Origin of the sequence: Nocardia sp. NPDC058633, assembly GCF_042717045.1 — a bacterium.
GTDB lineage: Bacteria > Actinomycetota > Actinomycetes > Mycobacteriales > Mycobacteriaceae > Nocardia.
In genome coordinates this window covers 53,559-75,930 of record NZ_JBHXRA010000012.1, presented here as the reverse complement: position 1 = coordinate 75,930, position 22,372 = coordinate 53,559, and the positions used below count along the sequence as shown (strand labels likewise).

At 67.0% G+C, this 22,372-nt stretch carries 18 protein-coding genes; 7 read left to right on the top strand and 11 right to left on the bottom strand.

Translation table 11 applies throughout. The features are described from left to right. Position 1: 1 nt before the first annotated feature. From ACFWUR_RS17590 to ACFWUR_RS17580, 3 genes are all read right to left on the bottom strand, one after another. Positions 2–292, bottom strand: a complete 291-nt coding sequence (locus ACFWUR_RS17590; protein WP_378908136.1) for a hypothetical protein — start codon at positions 290–292, stop codon at positions 2–4. 114 nt (positions 293–406) lie between these two features. Beyond that, the gene (locus tag ACFWUR_RS17585; protein WP_378908134.1) at positions 407–1,366 is read right to left on the bottom strand and encodes an Acg family FMN-binding oxidoreductase; all 960 of its coding nucleotides are present in this window, start codon (positions 1,364–1,366) and stop codon (positions 407–409) included. A gap of 184 nt (positions 1,367–1,550) precedes the next feature. After that, the gene (locus ACFWUR_RS17580) at positions 1,551–7,013 is read right to left on the bottom strand and encodes a carboxyl transferase domain-containing protein (protein ID WP_378908132.1); all 5,463 of its coding nucleotides are present in this window, start codon (positions 7,011–7,013) and stop codon (positions 1,551–1,553) included. Positions 7,014–7,581: 568 nt separating this feature from the next. Between ACFWUR_RS17580 and ACFWUR_RS17575 the strand changes: the two genes are divergently transcribed. Beyond that, complete coding sequence (locus tag ACFWUR_RS17575) at positions 7,582–9,327, top strand: FAD-dependent oxidoreductase (RefSeq protein ID WP_378908130.1); 1,746 nt, start codon at positions 7,582–7,584, stop codon at positions 9,325–9,327. A 180-nt stretch (positions 9,328–9,507) separates the two neighbouring features. Further along, on the top strand, positions 9,508–11,061 hold the full coding sequence (locus ACFWUR_RS17570; protein ID WP_378908128.1) for an acyl-CoA carboxylase subunit beta: 1,554 nt from the start codon (positions 9,508–9,510) through the stop codon (positions 11,059–11,061). Here ACFWUR_RS17570 and ACFWUR_RS17565 read toward each other — a convergent pair whose 3' ends face one another. The 6 genes from ACFWUR_RS17565 to ACFWUR_RS17540 form a co-directional block, all read right to left on the bottom strand. Continuing rightward, positions 11,062–12,333, bottom strand: a complete 1,272-nt coding sequence (locus ACFWUR_RS17565) for a PucR family transcriptional regulator (RefSeq protein ID WP_378908126.1) — start codon at positions 12,331–12,333, stop codon at positions 11,062–11,064. A 243-nt stretch (positions 12,334–12,576) separates the two neighbouring features. Then, positions 12,577–12,744, bottom strand: a complete 168-nt coding sequence (locus tag ACFWUR_RS17560; protein ID WP_378908124.1) for a hypothetical protein — start codon at positions 12,742–12,744, stop codon at positions 12,577–12,579. A gap of 195 nt (positions 12,745–12,939) precedes the next feature. After that, a complete protein-coding gene (locus tag ACFWUR_RS17555) occupies positions 12,940–13,593 on the bottom strand; it encodes a GNAT family N-acetyltransferase (protein ID WP_378908123.1) in 654 nt (217 codons plus the stop codon). Between the two features lie 50 nt (positions 13,594–13,643). Further along, entirely contained in the window at positions 13,644–14,306 is a 663-nt protein-coding gene (locus ACFWUR_RS17550; protein WP_378908121.1) for a hypothetical protein, read from the bottom strand. 120 nt (positions 14,307–14,426) lie between these two features. Next, on the bottom strand, positions 14,427–15,263 hold the full coding sequence (locus tag ACFWUR_RS17545; RefSeq protein ID WP_378908119.1) for an alpha/beta fold hydrolase: 837 nt from the start codon (positions 15,261–15,263) through the stop codon (positions 14,427–14,429). A 182-nt stretch (positions 15,264–15,445) separates the two neighbouring features. After that, positions 15,446–15,907 carry a VOC family protein gene (locus tag ACFWUR_RS17540; protein ID WP_378908117.1) on the bottom strand — a complete coding sequence of 154 codons (462 nt, stop codon included), beginning with the start codon at positions 15,905–15,907 and terminating at the stop codon, positions 15,446–15,448. Between the two features lie 141 nt (positions 15,908–16,048). On the opposite strand from ACFWUR_RS17540, the gene ACFWUR_RS17535 reads away from it, so the two are divergent. Together ACFWUR_RS17535 and ACFWUR_RS17530 are read left to right on the top strand one after the other, a co-directional pair. Continuing rightward, a complete protein-coding gene (locus tag ACFWUR_RS17535) occupies positions 16,049–16,858 on the top strand; it encodes a metalloregulator ArsR/SmtB family transcription factor (protein WP_378908116.1) in 810 nt (269 codons plus the stop codon). After that, complete coding sequence (locus tag ACFWUR_RS17530) at positions 16,855–17,445, top strand: dihydrofolate reductase family protein (protein WP_378908114.1); 591 nt, start codon at positions 16,855–16,857, stop codon at positions 17,443–17,445. The genes ACFWUR_RS17535 and ACFWUR_RS17530 overlap by 4 nt, the downstream gene beginning before the upstream one ends. Here ACFWUR_RS17530 and ACFWUR_RS17525 read toward each other — a convergent pair. Next, positions 17,427–18,368 (bottom strand): alpha/beta fold hydrolase, encoded by a 942-nt coding sequence (locus ACFWUR_RS17525; RefSeq protein WP_378908267.1) that lies wholly within the window; start codon positions 18,366–18,368, stop codon positions 17,427–17,429. The two genes, ACFWUR_RS17530 and ACFWUR_RS17525, sit on opposite strands and share 19 nt — an antisense overlap. 91 nt (positions 18,369–18,459) lie before the next feature. On the opposite strand from ACFWUR_RS17525, the gene ACFWUR_RS17520 reads away from it, so the two are divergent. The 3 genes from ACFWUR_RS17520 to ACFWUR_RS17510 all read left to right on the top strand — a co-directional run bounded on the left by ACFWUR_RS17520 (position 18,460) and on the right by ACFWUR_RS17510 (position 20,846). Continuing rightward, positions 18,460–19,308 (top strand): SDR family NAD(P)-dependent oxidoreductase, encoded by an 849-nt coding sequence (locus tag ACFWUR_RS17520; RefSeq protein WP_378908112.1) that lies wholly within the window; start codon positions 18,460–18,462, stop codon positions 19,306–19,308. 89 nt (positions 19,309–19,397) lie between these two features. Next, entirely contained in the window at positions 19,398–20,372 is a 975-nt protein-coding gene (locus tag ACFWUR_RS17515) for a diiron oxygenase (RefSeq protein WP_378908111.1), read from the top strand. Positions 20,373–20,495: 123 nt separating this feature from the next. Continuing rightward, positions 20,496–20,846, top strand: coding sequence for an Lsr2 family protein (locus ACFWUR_RS17510; RefSeq protein WP_378908109.1), 351 nt, complete (start codon positions 20,496–20,498; stop codon positions 20,844–20,846). A 57-nt stretch (positions 20,847–20,903) separates the two neighbouring features. Here ACFWUR_RS17510 and ACFWUR_RS17505 read toward each other — a convergent pair whose 3' ends face one another. Beyond that, positions 20,904–22,175 carry a lipase family protein gene (locus ACFWUR_RS17505; RefSeq protein WP_378908266.1) on the bottom strand — a complete coding sequence of 424 codons (1,272 nt, stop codon included), beginning with the start codon at positions 22,173–22,175 and terminating at the stop codon, positions 20,904–20,906. Positions 22,176–22,372 lie beyond the last annotated feature (197 nt).

The window sequence follows — 22,372 nt, the reverse complement described above, 5'->3', positions numbered from 1 at the left end:
GTCAGTGACCCCGCGGTTCGCCCAGGCCGAGACCCTCCTGTGCCTTCACCCGCCGATGCTCTGCGACCACGAGCCCGGCACCCAGCACCAGGCACACCACACACGCCACACCCGCGATCACGGCCCAGCCGGCGAAACCGTATCCGGCGGCGGTGAGCGTGAGACCGAGGAGCACCAACCCCACAGCGGCCAGAATCAACCCGGGCCAGTTCCTCGCGTCCCTGATCGACTCCCCCGCATGTGTCCGAGTGGTCCGAGCGTCATCGGGGAACTGCTTCTCTGTCTGATTCATCGCGCATGCTCCTTTTCGGGGACGACATCGCCCTGCCCTGGACATGCCCGCAAACCGGCGAGGCAATCAGCAGCATTCGCACCGAACCGATGCCCGCACAGACCGAATCGGTGATCAGTTCGCCTCGATGACGTCGGCCACTGGACGGCGCGGGGTGGATTCCAAGGGAGCCGCGGCGGGCGGCATGACGCCCACTCGGATCATGACGTGCGGATAGGCGCACTCCTGCAGCACGGTGGTGCGGATCTGATCACGCAGGTCGAGCATCCCCAACGGTTCGGATTGCAGGCTGGTGGCCAAGCCGAGGTAAGTGGCCTGGAGCAGGATCGCACTCGTCGCCTGGCCCGCCCGTAGCTGGGAGAGGCGGTTGTCGCGCGGGGTACAGACGACCAGCCAGTCGGCGGCGTCGGGTTCGTCGGTGTATTCGGACAGCTCCGTTTCGGCGAACACCCGCACCGGCAGTTCATCCGATGACCGGGCAGCGGGCGCGTTGCGGGCAGGCACGCCGGTCGAGCCGCCGTGGCAACCGCTCCACTTCTCCAATTCCGCCAGATAGTTGGTATCGGTGGCATGGCGGGCGGCGGCTCGGCGCATCGGGGTGGCCAGCTGCGAGAGCATGCTGTCGGGGACGTGGCGGGCCGCGGCCCCGAACCGGGAGGCGCACCGCGACACCGCGCGCAGATCGCGCGCAGCCACCGGCAGGCCGGGATAACGGCGCCGATCCGATTGCCGCAGGTGGATTGCCGCGGCCAAGCGAATATCGTGGTCCGACGGCGGACGCGGTGTGAATTTCACCGTGGCGAGATGATCGGGTCGATCCGGATCGGGCATCCGGTCGATGTGTGCCTGCCAGCCCAGCATGGCGAAGGCCACTTCGAGATGATGCAGTGCGGCGCCGCAGCTCACCACGAGGGCGCGCGCCCTCGGGTCGGTCGCGCTGACCTGACGCCCGAAGTCGGCGAAGAGTTCGACCAGACCCGGCCGGATCCGCCACCGCCACGGCTGGGTGTTGTGCACCGAGGGAGCACGCACGGCCAATTCCAGCGCGTCTCGGCATGTTGTGATGCTCGGCATTTTCTCGCCAGTCTTCCTTCCCGTGCAGGTCGGCTTTCTGAAGATCGACCCGACCCTAGATGGCGAGTCTGTGAAAATGCCCAGCCCGACGCTGAGCCACCGCTCAGTGTCGATCGTCGGTATCGCGCCGGTGCGGCGCCGCCAGGCCGGGCTCGGTCGAACTCCGAGCCCGGCCTGGGGAGTGCTACGCGGGCAGTCGAGCCTCGATCGCGTCGATGATCCGCGGACGCAGATCCGCCACGCTCACGATGGCGTCGACCGAACCGACCTCGACCGCTCGCTGGATGTTGTGGACACGGTCGAACTCCGCGGCCACATCGCCCAGCTTCTCCGCGCGAACCGAGGACCGCGTCTCGTCGAGTTCGGCGCTCAGCTCCGCACGGTCGGTACCGACGGCGTTGGCTACCCGAGTCTCGAGCTCGCGGATCCGCGGATCGGCCACGGTCCTTGCCTTCACCTCACCGGCGAACACCACCGCGGCGGCCGGTGCGCCACCGAGTACCGAGGCGAACGACCCTTCCAGCGCCAGCACGGTCATGTTCGGGTTCAGCGCCTTCGAGAACACCACGAACGCTCCGCCGTGGTAGCGCGAGATCACGCAGAACACGATGGGGCCGTCGAAATTCACGATGGCGCGCCCGATTTCGGCGCCGTATTCGAGCTGCAGCTTGCGCATCGACTCGGGCGAGCCGTCGAAGCCGGACAGGTTGGCCAGTACCACCAGGGGCCGGTTGCCGCTGGCGGCATTGATGGCCCGTGCGGCCTTCTTCGACGACCGCGGGAACAGGGTGCCCGCGGTGTAGGTGTCGGGTCCGTCGGTGGACGGGAACCCGCGTCGCGCCACATTGCGTGACTCGATTCCCAACAGGCACACCGGGATTCCGCCGAGGTGCGCGTCGTGCACCACCGCGGTCTCGGCGTCGGCCATTCCGGCCCACCGTTCCAGGACGGGGTGGTCCTGGTCGGCCAGCGCCCGCATCACGGTGCGGATGTCGAAGGGCTTCTTGCGATCCGGGTTGGCGGACGCGGAGAAGATCTCGCCGACGGTGGCAAACGTGCTGTCCGCCAGCACATGCGGGAAACCGGAGATATCGCGGTCGACGGGATCGCCGGTAGCGGCTCGGCGCGGTGCCTGCTCGCCGGGGGCGATGTAGGTGTGGTCGTAGTGCGCCATCAGAACGTCGCGGGCGGCGGACAGGTTCGGCGCCCAGTACTGCGCCTGCCCGTTCGGGCCCATCACGCGGTCGTAGCCGCCGATGCCGAAATTGTCCTCGGCCGAGACTCCACCGGAGAAGTCGAGGGACTGCTTTCCGGTCAGGACCATGGCCGAATCGGGAGTCATGACCAGCACACCCTTGGTGTGCATGAGCATGGTGGCCTCGGCATTCCAGTACGGCTGCGCACCGACGTTGATGCCGGCGACCACGATGTTGATCTCACGACCGTCCTGGGTGAATTCGACGATCCGCTTGAGCGCGGCCGCGACCCAGTCCATGTTCTCGGTACCCGAGGCCATCGAGATCCGCGCGCCCGAGGACAGCGCATACCACTCGAGCGGCACCTGCAGTTTCTCGGCCAGATCCAGCGCGGCGATCACACGGCGACATTCCGGTTCCGAGAGCGCGCCCAGGGATTTGGTGGGGTCGCCGAGCAGCAGTACCCGGGTCACGCCCTGCGGATGCTGCGCGGTCGGCGTGGTCACCACACCGGCGACGATCGCCGCGGTGTTGTGCCCCTTGGGCCGATCGACCGGCACCAGCACATGCTCGGCGTCGAGATCGTATTCGGTGAAATCGCCGAGCAGCGAGGTCAATTCGTACGGGTACACGGTGTTGCGAGCCGCGGCGCGCAGCACCTTCTGCCGGTATTCGTCCAACGGCTCGACGGGTTCGTCGGTCCGTTCGCCCACCGTCACCTCGGATCCGCCGTCGGGACGGAACGAGATGCGCACCCCGACCTTGGTCAGCTCACCGGTCTCGGGATCGCGCTGACGGGCGATGAGCAGGATCTCCTCGAGCCCGGCGCCCGCGGCCGTCGGCAGCACGTGACCACCGATGGTCTCGAGCTCCGCGCGGGTGACATCCATGTGCGGCCAGATGTACATCACGATGCGGTTGGTGTTGAGCCGCTTCGCCGAAGGGAATCGGCTCTGGGCGCGACGGATCGAGTCGACACAGGTGGCGATGGCACTCTCGGCCGTGGGCAGTGCCACCAGCCGGCCGTCGTGGTCACGCAACGCCGCGAGGTCACGGACCTGGGCGAAGGCGAGCAGGCGCTCGTCGGAGGGATTCTCCTTGGCCACGCCGCGGAACAGGTACACCTCCTCGTCCGAGGACGGCAACCGGGTGAGGTCGAACTTGCGCAACCGCTCCAGCTGCATCCGCTGCGCGATGTAGGGGTGCAGCCCGCGGATCAACCGCTCCTCGGCCATCCCGGTCACCGACGGACGGAAGGTGAAGTGGTGGTGCATGACCGAGCCGCCGCTGCCCGCGACGGTGGCGGTGATCCGGTGTACCTGATTCGGCACCGGATGCGCGCCGAGCACCTCCTGCAGGGCAGCCGACATCGCGTCGAAGTCCTCGGGCTGCGCCTCCCAGCTGAGGTAGATGTCGGCGTCGATAGAGGCGGCGCCGCTTGCCAGTTCGGCCAGCCCGTCGAGTGCGGCGTCGAGCTGGTCGAAACTCACGGCGGTCGAGACCAGCGTCGAACCGTAGCGTTCGGCGACGACGAACGTGGTGTCGCCGACCCGCTCGGTACGGACCCCGGTGAGTCCCTTGTTGCCGTAGTAGCGCCGAGTCAGCACCTCGAGCATCGGGGTGTGATCGGGCTTGTCGCGCTCGAGCCGCTGACCGAGCAACCGCACCAGAGGTTCGGTGCTGCGCACCATCTCGGCGATCCGCGCGCCGCGATCATCGGCGTGCGGGTTGGCGTCGAGGTAGCTCAGGTGCTTGCGCACGTTGGTGTACACGCGAGCGCGGTTGCGGCGCAGCAGCGGCTGGCCGTACCAGCCGTACACCAGTCCGCGGGCGAGGTCGGCGATCACCGGGAAGCGCACCTGCGTGGCCGCGACCAGGCGCTCGAGCGCCAGGCCGACGGGTTCGCGCAGCACCTGGTCGGGCATCGGCTCGGTCAGCCATTCACGCAGCAGCGTGGTGACGACGGCGACGGTGTCGGCGGGACGTTGCTGGGCGAGGAAGATCCGGAAGACCGCCGCTTCCAGGTCGGGCGACCGATCCAGCTCGGTGATGCCGTAGTGCCCGAGCGCCGCGCCGAGCTTGGCCTGGTAGGTCTGCGGCAGCCCGGCCCGCTCGACATCGAGGCTCTGCAGATAGGTGTGGAAGTACTCGCGGGCGCTGTGCACGTGGCCGTGGCCGTGGTCGTCGTCGGCCGACCGGTTGTGACTCAGTTCGGCGAGGTCGGCGAAGACCTGTACCAGTTCGAGTTCCTCGCCGAGCGGGCGCCGGTTGTCGCTGACGGCTTCACGGCGGGCCGTGAGGTAGTCGTCGAGGACGCGACGGTCGTCGTGCGGGTCCACGTCGAAGCCGAGCAGCAGGCTGCGCAGGTCCTGCAGGCCGCGGGCCACGCGCTCGTGTGCGCGCAACGGTGTCGCCTCGCCGGGCAGGTCGAGTTCGGCGGTGCCGGTGGCCACGGCCTCGGCGGCCTCGTCGTCGTCGGCGAGTGGCTCGAGCCGCAACAGCGGCGCGCCCGCCTCGACCTGGGTACCGACGGAGACCGAGCATTCCTTCAGCCGGGCCCGGAACGGGGCGCGCAGCACCGTCTCCATCTTCATGCTCTCTAGCACGAGCACGGGCGCGCCCGCCTCGACCTCGGCGCCGACCTCGAGGGGCGTGCCGACGACCAGCGCGGGGGCGGGCGAGCGGACGACGCCGCCTTCGTCGCGGCTGATCCGGTGGGTCACCCCGTCCACATCGACCACGTGGGTGGGGCCGTGGGTGCCCGTGATCAGGCGGTAGCGGGTGCCGTTGACGACGATCTGGCCGGTGTGGTGATCGAAACGCTCGAGATCGACATCGGCGGTGCGCAGTTCTCCACCGGCCTCGATGCCGACGCGGAAGCGATGCGCACCGATCCGGGCCACGCGCACGCGGTAGCCCGCGCCGCGCAGTTTCAGGTCCAGTGGCCGTCCACTCTCGTGCTGCACCTGCGGACGGCCGCCGGACGCGGTCGAGAGCAGTCGATGCCGTTCGACCCGCTCGTCTTCCTCGTAGGCGTCGATCGCGGCCACAGCCAGCGCGACGGTGGAGTGCCGATGGGTCACCAGGCGGCCTTCGCCGCGGACGCGGTCGATCCAGCCGGTGTCGGCGCTGGCGTCGATGACCTCGGGCTGGTCGAGCAGGTCGAGGACGAAACTCTTGTTCGTCGCGCCGCCTTCGATGACGACCCGGGTCTGGGCCATGGCCCGACGCAGGCGGCCGAGCGCTTCGTCGCGGTCGCGGCCGTAGGCGATGATCTTGGCGATCATCGAGTCGAAGTCGGCGGGAATCGTGTCGCCCTGGCTGACGCCGGTGTCGACGCGGATGCCGGGGCCCGCGGGCAGATCGAGTCGCACGATGCGGCCGGGGGCGGGCGCGAAGTCGCGGTCGGGGTCTTCGGCGTTGAGGCGGGCTTCGATGGCGTGGCCGCGCTCGACCGGCGGCTCACCCTCGAGCCGGATGCCCGATGCCACCCGCAACTGGGCGTGCACGAGGTCGAAACCGGTGGTGAGCTCGGTGATCGGGTGCTCTACCTGCAGGCGGGTGTTGACCTCGAGGAAGGCGAACAGCTGGTCACCGGGGTGATAGAGGAACTCGACGGTCGCCGCACCGCAGTACCCGACCGCGATCGCGAGACGCTCGGCGGAGGCTTTGAGTTCGGCGGTCTGCTCGGCGCTCAGCACGGGAGAGGAGGATTCCTCGATCACCTTCTGATTGCGTCGCTGTACCGAGCAGTCGCGCACGCCCAGCGCCCACGCGGTGCCCTGTCCGTCGGCGATCACCTGGACCTCGACGTGGCGGGCGCCGGTGACCAGGCGCTCGAGGAAGACCACGCCGCTGCCGAAGGCACGGGCGGCTTCCTGCTTGGTGCGCTCATAGGCGTCGACGAGTTCGGCTTCGTTGGTGATCACGCGAATACCGCGACCACCACCACCGGCGGTGGCCTTGAGCATCAGCGGGTACCCGATCGCGGTGGCCGCTTCGATGGCGTCCTCGACGGTGTCGACCGCGCCCCGGCTCCACGGTGCGACCGGCACGCCGACTTCCTCGGCGATCAGCTTGGCGCCGATCTTGTCACCGAGCTTGCGCATCGCCTCGGCGCTCGGCCCGACGAAGGTGACGCCGATGTGGTCGCACAGCTCCGCGAACGCGGGATCTTCGGCGACGAAGCCCCAGCCCACCCAGGCGGCGTCTGCTTTCGTGGCGACGAGTGCCTTCTCGAGGGCCTTGAGGTCCAGATACGGCCGCGCCGATGCCGGACCGAGGTCGTAGGCGAGATCGGCTTCCCGAACGAAGGTGGCATTCCGGTCGACGTCGGTGTGCAGAGCGACGGTTTCGATCGGTAGCCCGGTCGCCGCCGCCAGATCACGGACGGCGTGGATGAGGCGCATGGCGGCCTCGCCCCGATTCACGATGGCGATACGGCTGAACACTCGCCGACTCCTTCCATTTACCCAGGACATCGTCCTGCGGGTGAGGTTTGCAACTCCCGGTCCGTGCGCAGTCTGCACTCCCGTGACCCATAAGGAAACACTGTGCGCGGGTTACCGGCACGTAGCCAAGACACGAGTGACCGCCGAGCACCGTACAACCCGGCGAACGCGAGCGGTCGAAGATGGCGAGATGGCGCCCCACGGGCGTCGCGATGCCCGTGGTCGAACCGTCACATCCCCCAAGCGAGTGGACGGCCAAGGTCTGCGGTCCCGGACCATCCACTCACTTCGAAATCCTATCAATCATGTTGACCTACAACATATTCGAGGTGATATCCCTCTCGTCCACAGCTGGTCCGAACCGGTGGCGCTCGCACCGGCTCGGCCGTCGGACCCGCCGCGGCGCCGCACCGTCGATGGTTCGATCCTCTCCCCCGCCGACGTGCGAGAACACGAACCGACCCATCCGCTGTCATCGGTGCCATAACTGCGCGCTCGAGATCGTGAGTTGTGCCAGTGGGCGCGCCGAACCGGTCGCTTCGGCACGCGGGCTTCTACCGTCGGGTCCGTGTCAGCAGACTCCCCCGGTAGCGCCGCCCCTTCCTACGACTACGACGTACTGATCGTCGGGTCGGGGTTCGGTGGCAGTGTCACGGCCCTGCGCCTGGTGGAGAAGGGATACACCGTCGGTGTCCTGGAGGCCGGTCGCCGGTTCGCGGACGCGGATTTCGCCACGACCAACTGGGATCTGCGCCGCTACCTGTGGGCGCCCCGGTTCGGCTGCTACGGAATCCAGCGCATCCACCGCCTGCGCGACTGTTTCATCCTGGCCGGTGCCGGGGTCGGCGGCGGGTCACTCAACTACGCGAACACCCTGTACAAACCCGGCGCCGCGTTCTTCGGAGATCGCCAGTGGGCCGACATCACCGACTGGGACGCCGAACTCAGCCCGCATTACGACCAGGCGCGGCGCATGCTCGGCGTCGTGCGCAATCCGCACATGACACCGGCCGACACCATCATCGAGTCGGTCGCCCACGAGATGGGCGTCGGTGACACCTTCGTGCCCACCCCGGTCGGGGTGTACTTCGGCGAACCGGGCCGGACTGTCGCCGACCCGTACTTCGGTGGCGTCGGACCCGAGCGCACCGGGTGCATCGAGTGCGGGGAGTGCATGACCGGCTGCCGCCACGGCGCCAAGAACACTCTCGTCAAGAACTATCTCGGGCTGGCGGAGCAGGCCGGGGCCGTGGTCTCGCCGATGACCACCGTGACCGCGATCCGGCCGCAGTCCGACGGCAGCTGGCTGGTCGACACCGAACGCACCGGCAGCTGGGTCCGCAAACGCCGCGCCACCGTGTCGGCGCGACAGGTGGTCCTGGCCGCGGGAACCTGGGGAACCCAGCACCTGCTGTTCCGCATGCGTGACACCGCGGTGCTTCCCGCGCTGTCGCCGCGGCTGGGTGTGCTGACGCGCACCAACTCCGAGGCCATCCTCGGCGCCGGACGCACCGAGGTCGACCCGGCGATCGACATCACCAAGGGGGTGGCGATCACGTCGTCGTTCCATCCCACGCCGAACACCCACGTCGAGCCCGTGCGCTACGGCAAGGGTTCCAATGCGATGGGCTTGCTCAACACCTATCTGGTCGACGGTGACCAGCGGTTGCCGCGATGGTCGCGGGTGCTGCTGATCGCCGGGCGCCACCCGGTGCAGACCGTGCGCCTGCTGCGCACCAATCGGTGGAGCGAGCGCACGCTGGTGCTGCTGGTCATGCAGAGCCTCGACAATTCGATCACCACCTACACCCGTCGTGGGCTGTTCGGACGCCGGTTCACCAGCAAGCAGGGTTTCGGCGAGCCCAACCCGTCCTGGATTCCGCCCGGTCACGAGGCGACACGGCATGTCGCCGCGAAATTCGGTGCCACGCCGGGCAGTACGTGGCCGGATGTGTTCAACGTCCCGATGACCGCGCACTTCATCGGCGGCTGTGTCATCGGCACCGATGCCGGCACCGGCGTGATCGACCCCTACCACCGAGTGCACGGCTACCCCGGTCTGAGCATCGTCGACGGTGCGGCGATCTCGGCGAATCTCGGCGTGAACCCGTCGCTGACCATCGCGGCCCAGGCCGAACGCGCCGCCGCGCTGTGGCCCAACAAGGGCGAATCGGACCCGCGTCCGGCGATGGGCGCTGCCTACGAGCGCCTCGCTGTCGTGGCCCCGAACGCGCCCGTCGTCCCCGCCACCGCGACCGCCGCGCTCCGGCTGCCGATATGGCCGGTCACCGCGCCCGTGTCCGAGACCCACTAGGCGCAGCTCCGGCTCGTGCGCGGCGGAGGATCGCGCCGGGCGCGTTGTGGAGAATGCGATGAGATAGCCGACCGAGACTTTGTGAGCTCTCCCGCCTCCCCCGCTTATCGCGCTGTGCGACGGCCGTTCCGCTACCGTCGCGCACAGCATCAAAGAGTTGGTTGGAAGGTGGCAGTAAGCGTGGTAACTACCAAGGCGAAGCTCGATGAATTCGCCGAGATTCTGGCGACCGCCGAGGAACCCGCGGGTGAGTCCGCACTCGCCAAGCGTGCGAAGAAGGGCATTCCCAGCGTCCGCGAGCGGATGAACATGCTGCTCGATCCAGGAACGTTCATCGAGATCGGGGCTTTGGTGCGCCAGCCCGACCAGCCCGATGCCCTCTACGGTGACGGGTTGGTGACCGGCCGAGGGTTGATCGGTGGCCGTTCGGTGGTGGTGATCGCTCACGATCAGACCGTGTACGGGGGGTCGGTCGGTGTCGCTGCGGCGCGAAAGTTCATGCGGGCGTTGAAGCTCGCGTTCGACAACGCCTGCCCGGTGGTGACGATCAACGATTCCGGTGGCGCGCGTGTGCAGGACGCGGTCGGTTCGATCGCCTCGTTCGGCGATATGACCCGGGTGCTGGAGAAGCTGTCCGGCTACGTGCCGCAGGTGTCGATCATCCTCGGCAAGTGCGCCGCGGGTTCGGTGTACGGGCCGATCAACACCGACGTGCTCATCGGCACCAAGGATTCCTACATGTTCGTCACCGGGCCCGACGTGATCAAGGCCGTCAACGGGGAGGACGTCAGCGCCGAGGCCCTCGGCGGCGCGGAGGTGCAGGCCAAGCGGGGCACCCTGCATCATGTCGCCGAGACCGAACAGGACGCCTTCGACTGGGCCCGCAACTACCTCAGCTACATGCCGTCGAGTTGCCTGGAACAGCCGCCGATCGTCAATCCTGGTCTGGAACCGGACATCACCGCCTACGACCTGGAACTCGAGACGATCATCCCGGATTCCGACCGCGCGGGCTACGACATGCACGACATCCTGCTGCGCCTGTTCGACGACGGCGAATTCCACGAGATCCGAGCCGCTTTCGCCCCGAACCTGATCACCGGGTTCGCCCGGGTCGACGGTTTCCCGGTCGGCGTCATCGCCAACCAGCCGCTGGTGCTCGGCGGTTCCATCGACGCCGCGTGCTCGGACAAATCGACCTACTTCATCCGGCTCTGCGACGCCTTCAACATCCCGTTGATCTTCGTCGCCGACACCCCCGGCGTGCTGCCCGGCCTCGACCAGGAGGACGCGGGCGTGATCATCCGCGGCGGCCGGGTTCCGCGCGCCATCATCGAGGCGACGGTGCCGATCATCAACCTCGTGGTGCGCAAGTCCTACGGTGGCGCCTACGGCATGATGGGGTGCCGTCAGGTCGGTGCCGACGTCAGCTTCGCCTGGCCGACCGCCCGGATCGCGGTGATCGGCGCCGAGAGCGCGGTCGACCTCGCCGGCAAACGCCAATTGGCCGCCATCCCCGAGGAACACCGCGCCGCGGCACGGGACTTCATGATCAACCAGTACAACGAAACCATCGCCACCCCGTGGATCGCCGCCGAACGCGGCTACATCGACGCGGTCATCGAGCCCTCACGCACCCGCCTCGAGATCCGGCACGCGCTGCGCCTGCTGCGCGACAAGCCGCCGATCACCCCGGAATTCAACCCGCGCAAGCACTCGGTGTACCCGATGTGATCACCCCGCGCGAGAGTTGGTCTCACCCGGCTCTCGGTACAGCGCTGTTGATCCGGATCCACGATGGGCCCGGATCAACAGGGCGGCGCGCAGGTGGCACAGACCGGAAACGTCGTTGAGGTCGAACCCGGTCATCTGACTGATCCGCTTCAATCGGTAATCCACGGTATTGGTGTGAATGAACATGGTGCGCGCGGTCCGCGCGCGCTGCATGTTCGTCGATAGATACACCTCGAGCGTCCGTAACAGCTCCGGATGCGCTTCGAGGGAATCGACGATGGAGCTCAGATAGTCGCGCGCGGGGCCCGGTCGGGTCAGTTGATATTCGAAGGCCAACTCGTGTGGACGATATACCTTGCTCGGCCCACCGAACCGATGCACGATTTCGACCAGTTCATGCACTTGCTCCGCGGCGTGCGGGATTTCGGGCGGTGTCGCCGACGTCACCACCGCCCGCACCGGTACCTGTGCCGCGGCGGACAGGTGCACGATCAACTCGTCCAATTCCGCCGGGGAGAACTCGTGGGCCGGCAGCAGCAGCGTGCCGCCGTCCACACTCAGCAGTGACAGCACCCTGCCCTCGCATCGGTCCGCCAGTTCGGCCTGCACGCGACGCAATTTGCGTCGAGCGACGACTTTCGCGTCGAGGGTGGGGTCGAATTCCTCGGCGTGCGGCGGCAGTTCCAGTGCCATCACGTGGTAGCGATCGGCGACCTCGATGCCGCATTCCCGTGCCATCGTCGACGTGTTCTGGCCGCCGAGCAGCGCGGAGGTCAAGGTGTGCACCGCCGTGTGGTGTTCACTGTCCACCGACCGCAGTTCACGGACATAGGCCACCGAGACCGCCGAGGTGATCATGTTCTGGGCATCCATCAGGCGCCGGGTCACCCCCACGACGGTGTCGTAGTCGTGGTTGGTGACATTGGTGATGATGAGGTCGAAACCGAGCTTGAAGCCCTCGTGTACCGCGTCGTGAATGGTGTCGATCGGGATTCCCTCGCGCGCCCAGTCGGCGGCGGCGGCCTGCACGCGCTCCACGCGTCCCGGGATATCGCGGCCGTCGAGCATGCTCCTGGTCAATTCCAGACAGATACGGGTCACCGTGGTGACGTCCCCGTTGAGCGCTTCGCCGGGCAGCGTGCCACACGGAACGACATTCTCGATGAAATGCACCACCATCTGGCGGGATATCGTCCGCACATCCTTCAGGGGGTTCGATACCGGCCGCCCCGAAACGGTCAGGAACGGTTCGATGGAAGTTGCGCCAGCCATGATGAATCCTTCCCACCCAGATCACTGGGCAAGCCCCCAAACTACCGTGAACGACAATCCCCCGTCCAACCTTCGCTTGTGACAAAGAGTAAGAGAACGTTGGATCATTGATGTTTTCCGACAAAGAAGCACGCAGGTCCGCGCGTCCTTCGCGATGCGGCGGTGGCGGGCCCGAACCGGAGCCGCGCACATCTTCACCCCGGGATCGGTGTCACCACCGCCGCATTTAGCCGTGTTTCTCGGTTACAGACAGAAGCTGACCTCGAGAACCGGGAGGGGAAGGGGGACACACACTTCCACCGAACCCGAGACGGGAGCCGGAGCCGCTGCCGTGGCGGTACCCGCGCCGATCGCGCCGATGGACAGCGCGACAGCGGCGACGGCGAGCGGGCGGGAAATTCTGGAGTTCATACGGTCATCCTTATTTGCACTCTGTGAAGCATCCCAGATTCGGGACATCTCGATCAGATCACGGCGCCTACGCCGACCGCTATCACCGTGCACAGGTTTTGACCTTCCTATTCCCTTTCCGCGGAATTGTCATAGATTTCCACAACAATCTCCGCCGCGAATTTCTCGCGTTTCGTCGCACCGTCGGGTACTGCGTCACCGCCTACTGCGAGGATGATTCGAGATCGGTTGCGGCACTTGCCGCATGAGCCATCTGCGCGGTCCGCCGCCGGGCAGATCGATCACCGCGGTCGTGTCGAATCCGAGGCGTTGATAGAAGGAGAGGTTGTCCGGGTTCGTTGTTTCCAGGTGCACGGGTACACCGTCGGCGGCCGCTCGATACATTCCCGCCGCGATCAGATCCCGTCCATAGCCGCGTCCGCGCGCCGCCGCGCGGACGCCGACCGCCAACAGGTGCCAATGCTGTTCCTGCACGCCTGCCGCGTAGGTCGCGTTCGCGTCGGCGCGGGCACGTGCCGCGTACGCACCGTAGGTGTGCACGGCCGTCAGTCGTCGACCTATCGTCTCGCGCGGCAGAACGTGAAAGGTGGCCAGCCACACCGCGGCGCCGACGATCGCGCCCGTGCTGTCGAGCGCTAGGTCTACGCCATCGCTGCAATCGCGCGAATCGTCGAGCGACACTCGAAACGAGCGAACGAGCCGGGTTCTGCGGGTGGATTCTTTCGGGTGCAGCCACAGGCTCGCCGGGTCGTCCGCCAAAGACGCTGCCAGCAGTTCGGCGGCGACGCCGAAGTCCTTCCTGTTGCCGGGGCGAATCCGCCGAGCATTTCCCTGTAACGCATCTCCCACGGGCGGAATAGTAGCGGCGAGTCGCCCCTCGGGCCGCGCGTGCGGGACGGTCAGACCGGCACCGCTCGGCCGCGCAGGTAGGCGATGGCGCTGTCGGCGCCCGACTCGTGCGGGTCCGCGACCGATGATCGCAGCTGGGTCACCGCGTCATCGAGTCGCGGCCCCGGGCCGTGCGCGGCGAGCAGAACGACGATCGCTTCCCAGGTGGCGGCCTGTGGGTTCGGTTCTGCCAGTAGCTCGTTGAGATAGGCGTCCGGTTCCAGCAGGCGCAGTGCCCGGCGCGCGTAGGCGTGGACGCGCACCGGCAACTCGGCGCGAACGGTATCGACGTCGGCCTGTAGCGCGGGGCGCGCCCGATGGGCCGGATCGACTCGTAGCGACCACAACCCGGTCAACTCCTCGCTCAGCCCGCGCTGGTCGATCAACCCGGGCCCGGTCGCGTGTTCGAGCGCGGTGGGTGGGAGTCCTCGCACCCCGTCGCGCCAGTTGCAGAATTCCCACCAGGCGCGCGGCGTCGCGCACAGTTCGAGTCCGAACCCGATCGCCTGCTGCCCATCTGTCCAGGTCCGCTGGGTGCGGGTGCGCCGGATCGTTGCGACACCGCCGGCGGTGACCTGGGTCCACGAAGCTTCTGTTCCGTGAAAGCCATATGGCCGCAACAGCTTTCCCGCCTCACGGGTCAGGCGGCGTAGCGCAGAGTCCGGTCCGTCCATGTGAGCAGACTAGAGGGGCACACCGACAGGTTCGGTTCACCGACGAACAGCGCCCGCTTCTGCGGGCATGTCGCGTCAGCCCAAGCTCCACGCCGGACCGGCAACGGCAGTACGGACCGGCTAGGACTCGGCGACGCGTGTACTCGTCGCCGCGGCGCGCACCGCGGCGGTGACCTGATCCGGCGCCTCGGCCATCACCAGATGACCCGCACCGTCGACCACGATCGCCCGCGACGGTTTCCACGTGCGGTTCAGCGTGGCACCGGCTTGTGCGCACAACACTCGATTACGACTTCCCCAGACCGTGACGATGGGGGGAAAGTCCTCGGGTGGCACGAAGTCGTCCAATTCACCGAGGAGGGGAATCTCGCGGGAGATCGCGGCGGTGACCATCAGTCGACGGGGTTCGGTCCAGCTCGTGCGCAGGTGCGCGACGAGCTCCGCCGTGTGCGGCGCACGCTCGGAGCCGAGCTGTTCGGCCACGATCTGCCCGGCCAGCGGGCCGGGGATGCGCACCCGCGCCAGCAGCGAGTCGATGTGCAGCCGCCGTCCCAGGCGCGCCGCCCATGCGGTGCGGGTGGGTCGCAGGGTGGCCGCGGTGAGCGGGCTGCTGAGCACCAGCGACCGCACCCGGTCGGGATGGCGCTGCGTATAGAGCAGTGACAGCGCGCTGCCGAAACAGTGCCCGACCAGCGTCACCTCACGCAGATCGTGCTCGTCGAGGAATGCGGTGACCAGAGCCAGATAGTTCTCGACCGTGTACCCGTCGTCGGGGGCGTCCGAGTCGCCGTATCCGAGCAGGTCGATCGCGAAAACCCGATGGGTCTGCCGCAGTGCGTCGAATTGCGCGCGCCAGATGTGACGGTCGCCGCCGAGGTTGTGCAGGAACACAATCGGCGAACCGGCTCCCGCCTCGTCGTATGCGATCGAGGTTCCGCGAAAGTCGAAGTGCCGCATCCCGGGCTTCCTTCCCCTGGCAGCCACGTGACCACGTCGTCGTGGTCGAACCACGGTAACGCCGATCCCCTCGCGCGCACGGCGGAACTCCCACTTCGCCTCGCCGTGACATCACACAACCACGGCGATGACCAGCGCAGACGCAGCCCGCGTAGCCGCGCGCCCGGAAGAAGCCGCCGGAGTCAGTCCAAGCAGAACTCGTTGCCCTCGGGATCGGTCATCACGATGAACCCGGCACTCATGGGCGGCTCGGGCTCGAAGCGCTCTACCCGCGTGCCACCCAGCGCGACCAACCGTTCACACTCGGCCTCCAACGCCGCCATCCGCTCGTCGCCCTGCAATCCGGGCGCGGCGCGAACATCGAGATGTACCCGATTCTTCGCGACCTTGTCCTCCGGCACCTGCTGAAAGAAGACCCGTGGACCCAGGCCCTGCGGATCCTCGATGGCCGACTTGGTGTTCCGCTCTTGCGGCGGGACGCCGATCCGCTCGAGAAACTGGTCCCACACGGCCAGCGGGTCGACCCCCTCGGGCACCTCGACCCCCGGGGGCCCTGGATGCACATAGCCGAGCGCATCGCGCCAGAAGGTCGACAGCGCGGCCGGGTCGTGGGCGTCGAAGGTGATCTGAATGTGGCGGCTCATCTTGGCTCCGTTCGTGGCGGTCGAACACACGGGGGGCAGACCTTTGCTGTCACCGTAGGCCAGGCGTCCGACAACCACGGCCCATCCACCACCACGAATATTCCTTGACAGGAATATTCCCGTGAGTGAATACTTGCACTCATGGACGCGATCGCATCAGCACTCGGCGACGGCGCGCGGTGGCGCATCGTCGAACTGCTCGCCGAGCGACCCCGCTCGGTCGGCGAACTGGCCGACTCGACCGGATTGCGGCAGCCGCAGACCACCAAACACCTGCAAACGCTTGCGCGCGCCGGGCTCGTCACCGCTTTTCCACTCGGACAGCGTCGCGTCTACGCGGTCGAGTCGGCACCACTACAAGAACTCGCACGCAGGCTGACAGACCTGGTCGAAACCATCTGCGCGAATGCGGACGAGCGCGATGTCGTCGAGCGGTACCGCGCAGCCATCGCACTGGAATCCGTTGCCGCGGATCGGGATCGCTGGGCAGACGGTCGCAGTTTCACTTTCGAGCGCGTGTTGAGCGCGTCCCACGATCTCGTCTGGCAACACTGGACGAATCCGAGTCTGCTCGAATCCTGGTGGGCCCCACCGTCGATGACGATCACCGACTGCGTCGTCGAGCCGAAGGAGGGCGGCCGCGCGGCGCTGGACTATCGCGATGCCGAGGGGCGGCGGTACCGCTCCGAGGGGCGCGTCACCGCCGCGCGACGACCGGGCCACCTCGAATTCGATCTGTCGGTGCTCGACTCGGCGGGCGCGGTCTCCTTCACCGGCCACTATGCCCTGACCCTCGTCGAGCAGTCCCCCGGCACCCGCCTGACGCTCGAACTGACCATCACCGAAACGACAGTCGAGGCCGTCCCCTACATCGCCGGTATCGAAACCGGCTGGGAACGAGTCCTCGACAATCTCGCCTACGCGCTCGCCGACAGCAAGGAAACGCCATGACCGAACGAACAGTGACCGCCAACATCGGCCTCACCCTGGACGGACGCTACAACGGCCCCGGCGGCCCCACCGACGCGCAGGCGATCGTCCGCTACGCCACCACCGACGTCGCACGTGATCACCTCACCCGCATCTGGGAGGGCGCGACCACGGCGGTACTCGGCCGCGTCAATGCCGAAGGCTTCCTGGCGTTCTGGCCGACGGTCGCCGCCGACGAGAGCGCCGACCCGCGCGACCGCGACTACGCGAAGTGGCTGGTCGACACCGAGAAGGTGGTCCTGTCGACCACGCTCACGCGGGCGCCGTGGGAGCGCACCCGCGTCGCGAACGCGCCGGCCGCCGATGTCGTCACCGCGCTGAAGGCCACCGGCAACGGCGACATTCTCGTCAACAGCAGCCCGACTGTGATCAAAGATCTGCTCGCGGCGAACCTGATCGACCGGCTGTACCTGTTGATCTGCCCCGAAATCGCCGGCGCCGGGCAGCGTCTGTTCGACGACGGCCTGCCGGGCTCCCAGTGGACACTCACCCGTCACGAGGTCGGCGAACTGGGCGAGATGGCCCTGACCTATGACCGCGTGCGCTGATCGACGCCGATCTCCTTCAGCGCGGCGATCAGGAACTTGTCGACCGCGTCGGTTCGCTCGAGGTGGACGAGGTGGCCCGCACCCGGAAGTTCCACCACCACACGAAGATCGGTGACATTGTCTCGCAGCGTGGCGAGCGGGTCTCGGCCGCTGAAGCCTTCCATGTCCGGGTCGTTCTCGCCGTAGAGGAAATAGGTCGGCACCTGGATCTTGGCGTCGGCGAAGGGCTCGGCGAGTTCCCAGTTGCGATCCAGGTTGCGATACCAGTTCAGGCCGCCGGTGAAGCCGGTTCGTTCGAATTCCGTGGCGATGGTGTCGAATTCGTCCTGACTGAGCCACGTCCACGGCAGCGCGGGTGCCTGGGGCAGCACATCCAGGTAGCCCAGACCCGGCGGGTTCTTCCAGGTGTCGAGGTAGTGGTAGTCACCGGAGAGGGAGAAGTAAACGCGGGACAGGAATTCCCTCGGTCGCTGCGCCAGTTCGGCGTCGGCGACGCCGGGCTCCTGGAAGTAGGACAGATGCAGGAAATGACGCTCGGCGGCCTTGGTCCAGAAGGCCGACGGTGGGCGCGGTGGGCGCGGCGCGTACGGGTTGTTCAGCACCGCGAGGGCTTCGACGCGTTCGGGAGCGCGCAACGACAGTTCCCACACCAGCTGGGCACCGAAATCGAGGCCGACGAACACAGCCTTCTCGGCCCCGATGTCGTCGAGCAGTGCCAGGAGGTCACCGATCACCGCCTCATTGGTGTAGGCGGCGACATCGGCGGGGGCCTCGGTGCGGCCGTACCCGCGAAGGTCGGGCGCGATTGCCCGGAATCCCGCATCGGCCACCGCCGCCATCTGCCGATGCCAGATGAATCCGGTGTGCGGAAAACCGTGACAGAAGACGACCGGGTAGCCCTGTCCCTGCTCGGTGACGTGCATCCTGATTCCGCCCGTGTCGAGGAATCTCTGCTCCACTACCGCCTCCAATTTCTAGAACGTGTTCTGATTTTGACGGTAGTGTCCTGAGGTCATGAGCGGAACACCCAAAATTCTGGCCGGGCGCGTCGCGGTCGTCACCGGAGCCAGTCGCGGCATCGGCAAAGGCATCGCCCTGGAACTGGGCGCGGCGGGCGCGACCGTGTACGTCACCGGACGCACCACCGAGCCCGGCCGGCTTCCCGGCACCGTACAGGAGACCGCCGCGATGGTCACCGAACTCGGCGGCAACGGCGTCGCGGCGGCCTGCGATCACCGCGACGACGACGCGGTCGAGAAACTGTTCACCCGAATCCGCGAGGAACAGGGCCGCCTCGACGTGCTGGTCAACAACGTCTACAACTCCCCCGCCGCCGCTCGCTGGCTGGGCCGCAAGTTCTGGGACGTGCCCGCCACCGCCTGGGACGAGACGTTCGACATCGGCGTGCGTTCCCATTACGTGGCAAGCGTTTTCGCGGCGCCGCTGCTGATCGAGTCGGCCGGACTCATCGTCAACGTGTCCTCACCCGGCGCTCGGCGATACATGCACAACGCCGTCTACGGCGTCGGCAAGACCGCACTGGACCGCCTCACCGCCGACCTTGCCCACGACCTGGGCGACACCGGCGCGACCGCGGTCTCGATCTGGCCCGGGATCGTGGATACCGAACTGCTGCAAATGGTTCCAGCCGATGAGCACGGCCACCGCCGGGTCACTCTGCCCGGTGAGGGCACCTTCGATCTCGACACCGCCGAAACCCCACGTTTCCCCGGGCGCGCGGTGGTGGCACTGGCCGCCGATCCGGGCCGGTCGACCCGTACCGGAAAGGCCTGGAAAGTCGCCGACCTGGCCGAGGACTACGGGTTCACCGACCTCGACGGACGGATCCCGCGCGCCGACTGATTCTCCTAGTAATACGTGAGACAGTGCGTTACAGTTACCTTGAGGATCGGCCGCTCGAAGGCGATCCAGGTGACAACGGAAGAGACACAATGACGTTCTCGAAAACCGCGGCTGCCGAGTACGCCGATACCCTGCACACGCTGTCGGAGGGGTCGGTCCATCGCCGGTTCGACCCCTACCTCGACATCGACTGGGACGCACCAGAACTCGCGATCGACCGCGACGACCCCCGCTGGGTGCTCTCACCCGAACTCGACCCGCTGGGCGCGACGAGCTGGTACCAGGACCTGCCGCTGCAACGCCGGATCGAGATCGGGCGGTGGCGCCAGGCCAACGCGGCCAAGGTCGGGCTGGCGTTCGAATCCATCCTGATCCGCGGGATGATGCAGTACGCCATGACCTTGCCCAACGGGTCCCCCGAATTCCGCTACTGCCTCCACGAGATGACCGAGGAGTGCAACCACATCCAGATGTTCCAGGAGCTGGTCAACCGCATCGGTGACGATGTGCCGGGCATGCGGCCGATGTTCCGGGTGATGTCGCCGTTCATCGGCGTCGCCGGCGGCTATTTCTGGGCCATTCTGTTCATCGGCATTCTCGGCGGCGAGGAACCGATCGACCATTACCAGAAGGCACTGATCCGCTCCGACCACGCGACCCAGCCCGCGCTGTTGCGGATCATGCAGATCCACATCGCCGAAGAAGCGCGCCACATCTCGTTCGCCAACGAATTCCTGCGCACCCACATCGCCCGGATGGGCCCGGTGCGCACCGCGGTGTGCGCGGTGGCCTTCCCGATCGCGATGCGTTGGCTGGCCGACGAACTGGTCAAGCCGTCGAAATCCTTCGCCACCAAGTTCGACATCCCCGACGAGGTCTTCGAGGACGCGTTCTGGCGCAGCCCCACCTCCCGGAAGATCCTCAGCGGATTCTTCGGCGACATCCGAACGCTGGTCGACGAACTCGGCATGATGAATCCGGTGACCCGGCAACTGTGGAAGGTACTCAAAGTCGACGGCGGCTACACCCGCTACCGCGGTGAGCCACAACGCCGAGCGAGCTGAACGCCCTCGGCGGCGCCGCACCCGAGGAAACCCGGAAGGCGGTGCCTGGGCATCATCGGCACATTCGGGTACGCGGTAGGATCAGCGACGGTAATTCTCGGCACCCGAACGAACAGGACTCCCATGGCGCGCAAAGTCGTTGTCACACTTGTCGATGATTTCGATGGCACGTCCGCTGCCGATGCGACTGTCACATTCGGAATCGACGGGGCGGCCTACGAAATCGACCTGTCCGATGCCAACGCGGCGGAGTTGCGTGAGGTATTCGAGCAGTGGGTTCCGTACGCGCGTCGCACCGGTCGCGCGAAGGCGGGCGCCGCACGTCGCCTCGGCTCGGCACCGGCAACCGAATCCACCCGCCGCAACGATCTGACCGAGATCCGGGCGTGGGCTTCGCAGAACGGGCACACCGTCTCCAGCCGCGGCAGGATCTCCGCGGACGTCATCTCGGCCTATGAGCAGGCTTCGGCGTAAAGCTTCGTTCGTCAACAGCACGGCGCGCGTTTTCTGCGCGCGCCGTGCTGTTTTCGTCTAATTGGGCAGCGGAATGTCGGCTTTGAATCGTTCGCCCGGCGGCAGGCCGCGCAGCACCGCGCTGGTCCAGGCGACCGCGGGCGGCCAGCCTGCGACGGCGTTGACGAGGTGTTCGGGCAGCGGCATCGTGTAGAACCGCAGGTCCGCGCCGCGGTTCCAATAGTCGTTCACCGTCGGCAGTACCGCCGACGTCGGGATCAGCTCGTCCCAGATTCCGTGCCACCAGAAAATGGGGCTGTCCGGAATATGATGTCCCAGACTCTGATCCGCGAGCACCTCCATGACGCCCGGTGCCGTTTCGAGCGACTTCCCCGGCTGGAAATACGCGCTGATCGGGCGGTAGGCCCCGGCGGCGGCGATCGTATAAACGCAGCGACTCCCCATATCCGCCACGATCGCCTGGCCCTCCGGGGTCAGCAATTCCTTCGCGTCGAACTGTTCGGGGAATTCCCGCGACAACGCGGCGAATCCGAGCCACATGGTGAAATTGCTGGCTCCCGTGAGACCGGGCTGCTGCGCGATCGCGTACCGAGCCTGGGCGCGCAGATCGGCGGGGAATCCGCCCACCGCGGTACCGAGCAACCGCACATCGGGGGCGTAACTCTCGCGGAGTTCGGCCGCACGGATCGAACCGGAGCCGCCGCCGGAGTAGCCGTAGAGCGCGATCCCGGAGTCCGTCAGGCCCAACGCCGAGTTCTTCATGGCGCGCAGACTGTCGAGCACCATTTTGCCTTCGTCATAGGTATTGAACGTATTGAACTTGCCGTCGAAGTCGGCGACATTGATCGCGAACCCCTGCGCCAGCCAATAGACCGCCAGCGCGGCCTCTTTCATCGTGCCCGTCTGCAAGGTGTAGGACGGATTGCACGAGGAGTCGGTGGAGTCGATGGCCTCCTGGAACGACACCACCGGTCGCGGACTGCCCGACCACGCAATGCCGGGGACGATCACCGAGGTCGCGGTCGCGATCGGGTTGTCGTGGACGTCGTTGCTTCGGAACAGCAGTTGTTCGGTGTGCACCGGGAAGGGCAAGCCGAGCAGGCGTGTCTGCACCGTTCGCGAGCGGATGATCTGACCCGGCGCATAGGAGTTCAGGTCGGCCGGGTCGTCGTACCAGGGGTCTTCGTCGGGCACGGGGATCGGCAGCATGTCGTAGAGCTGGGGCTCGGCGGGCAGCTGCGGGAGCTGGTTCTGATCCGGCGGGAAACTCGGGTACGGGTCGGCGGCGGCGATGCCGACGCTCGCTACCGCCAGGCATACCGCTGCCATTGGCACCGCCGCCCACCTCGTCCTGAACATGGCCCCCCTCGTCCGCCGATCGCGCCCTCCCGGTCGACCCGGGTGAACGGCGGCTGCCGCGCTGCTCTGCATGGCATCTCCTCTATTGGTGACGCTGATTACAGCACGTGCACTTGTTACAAACAAGAGCTCTTGTTTAGAACGAGTTCTACTTCTGCCCGTCTTCG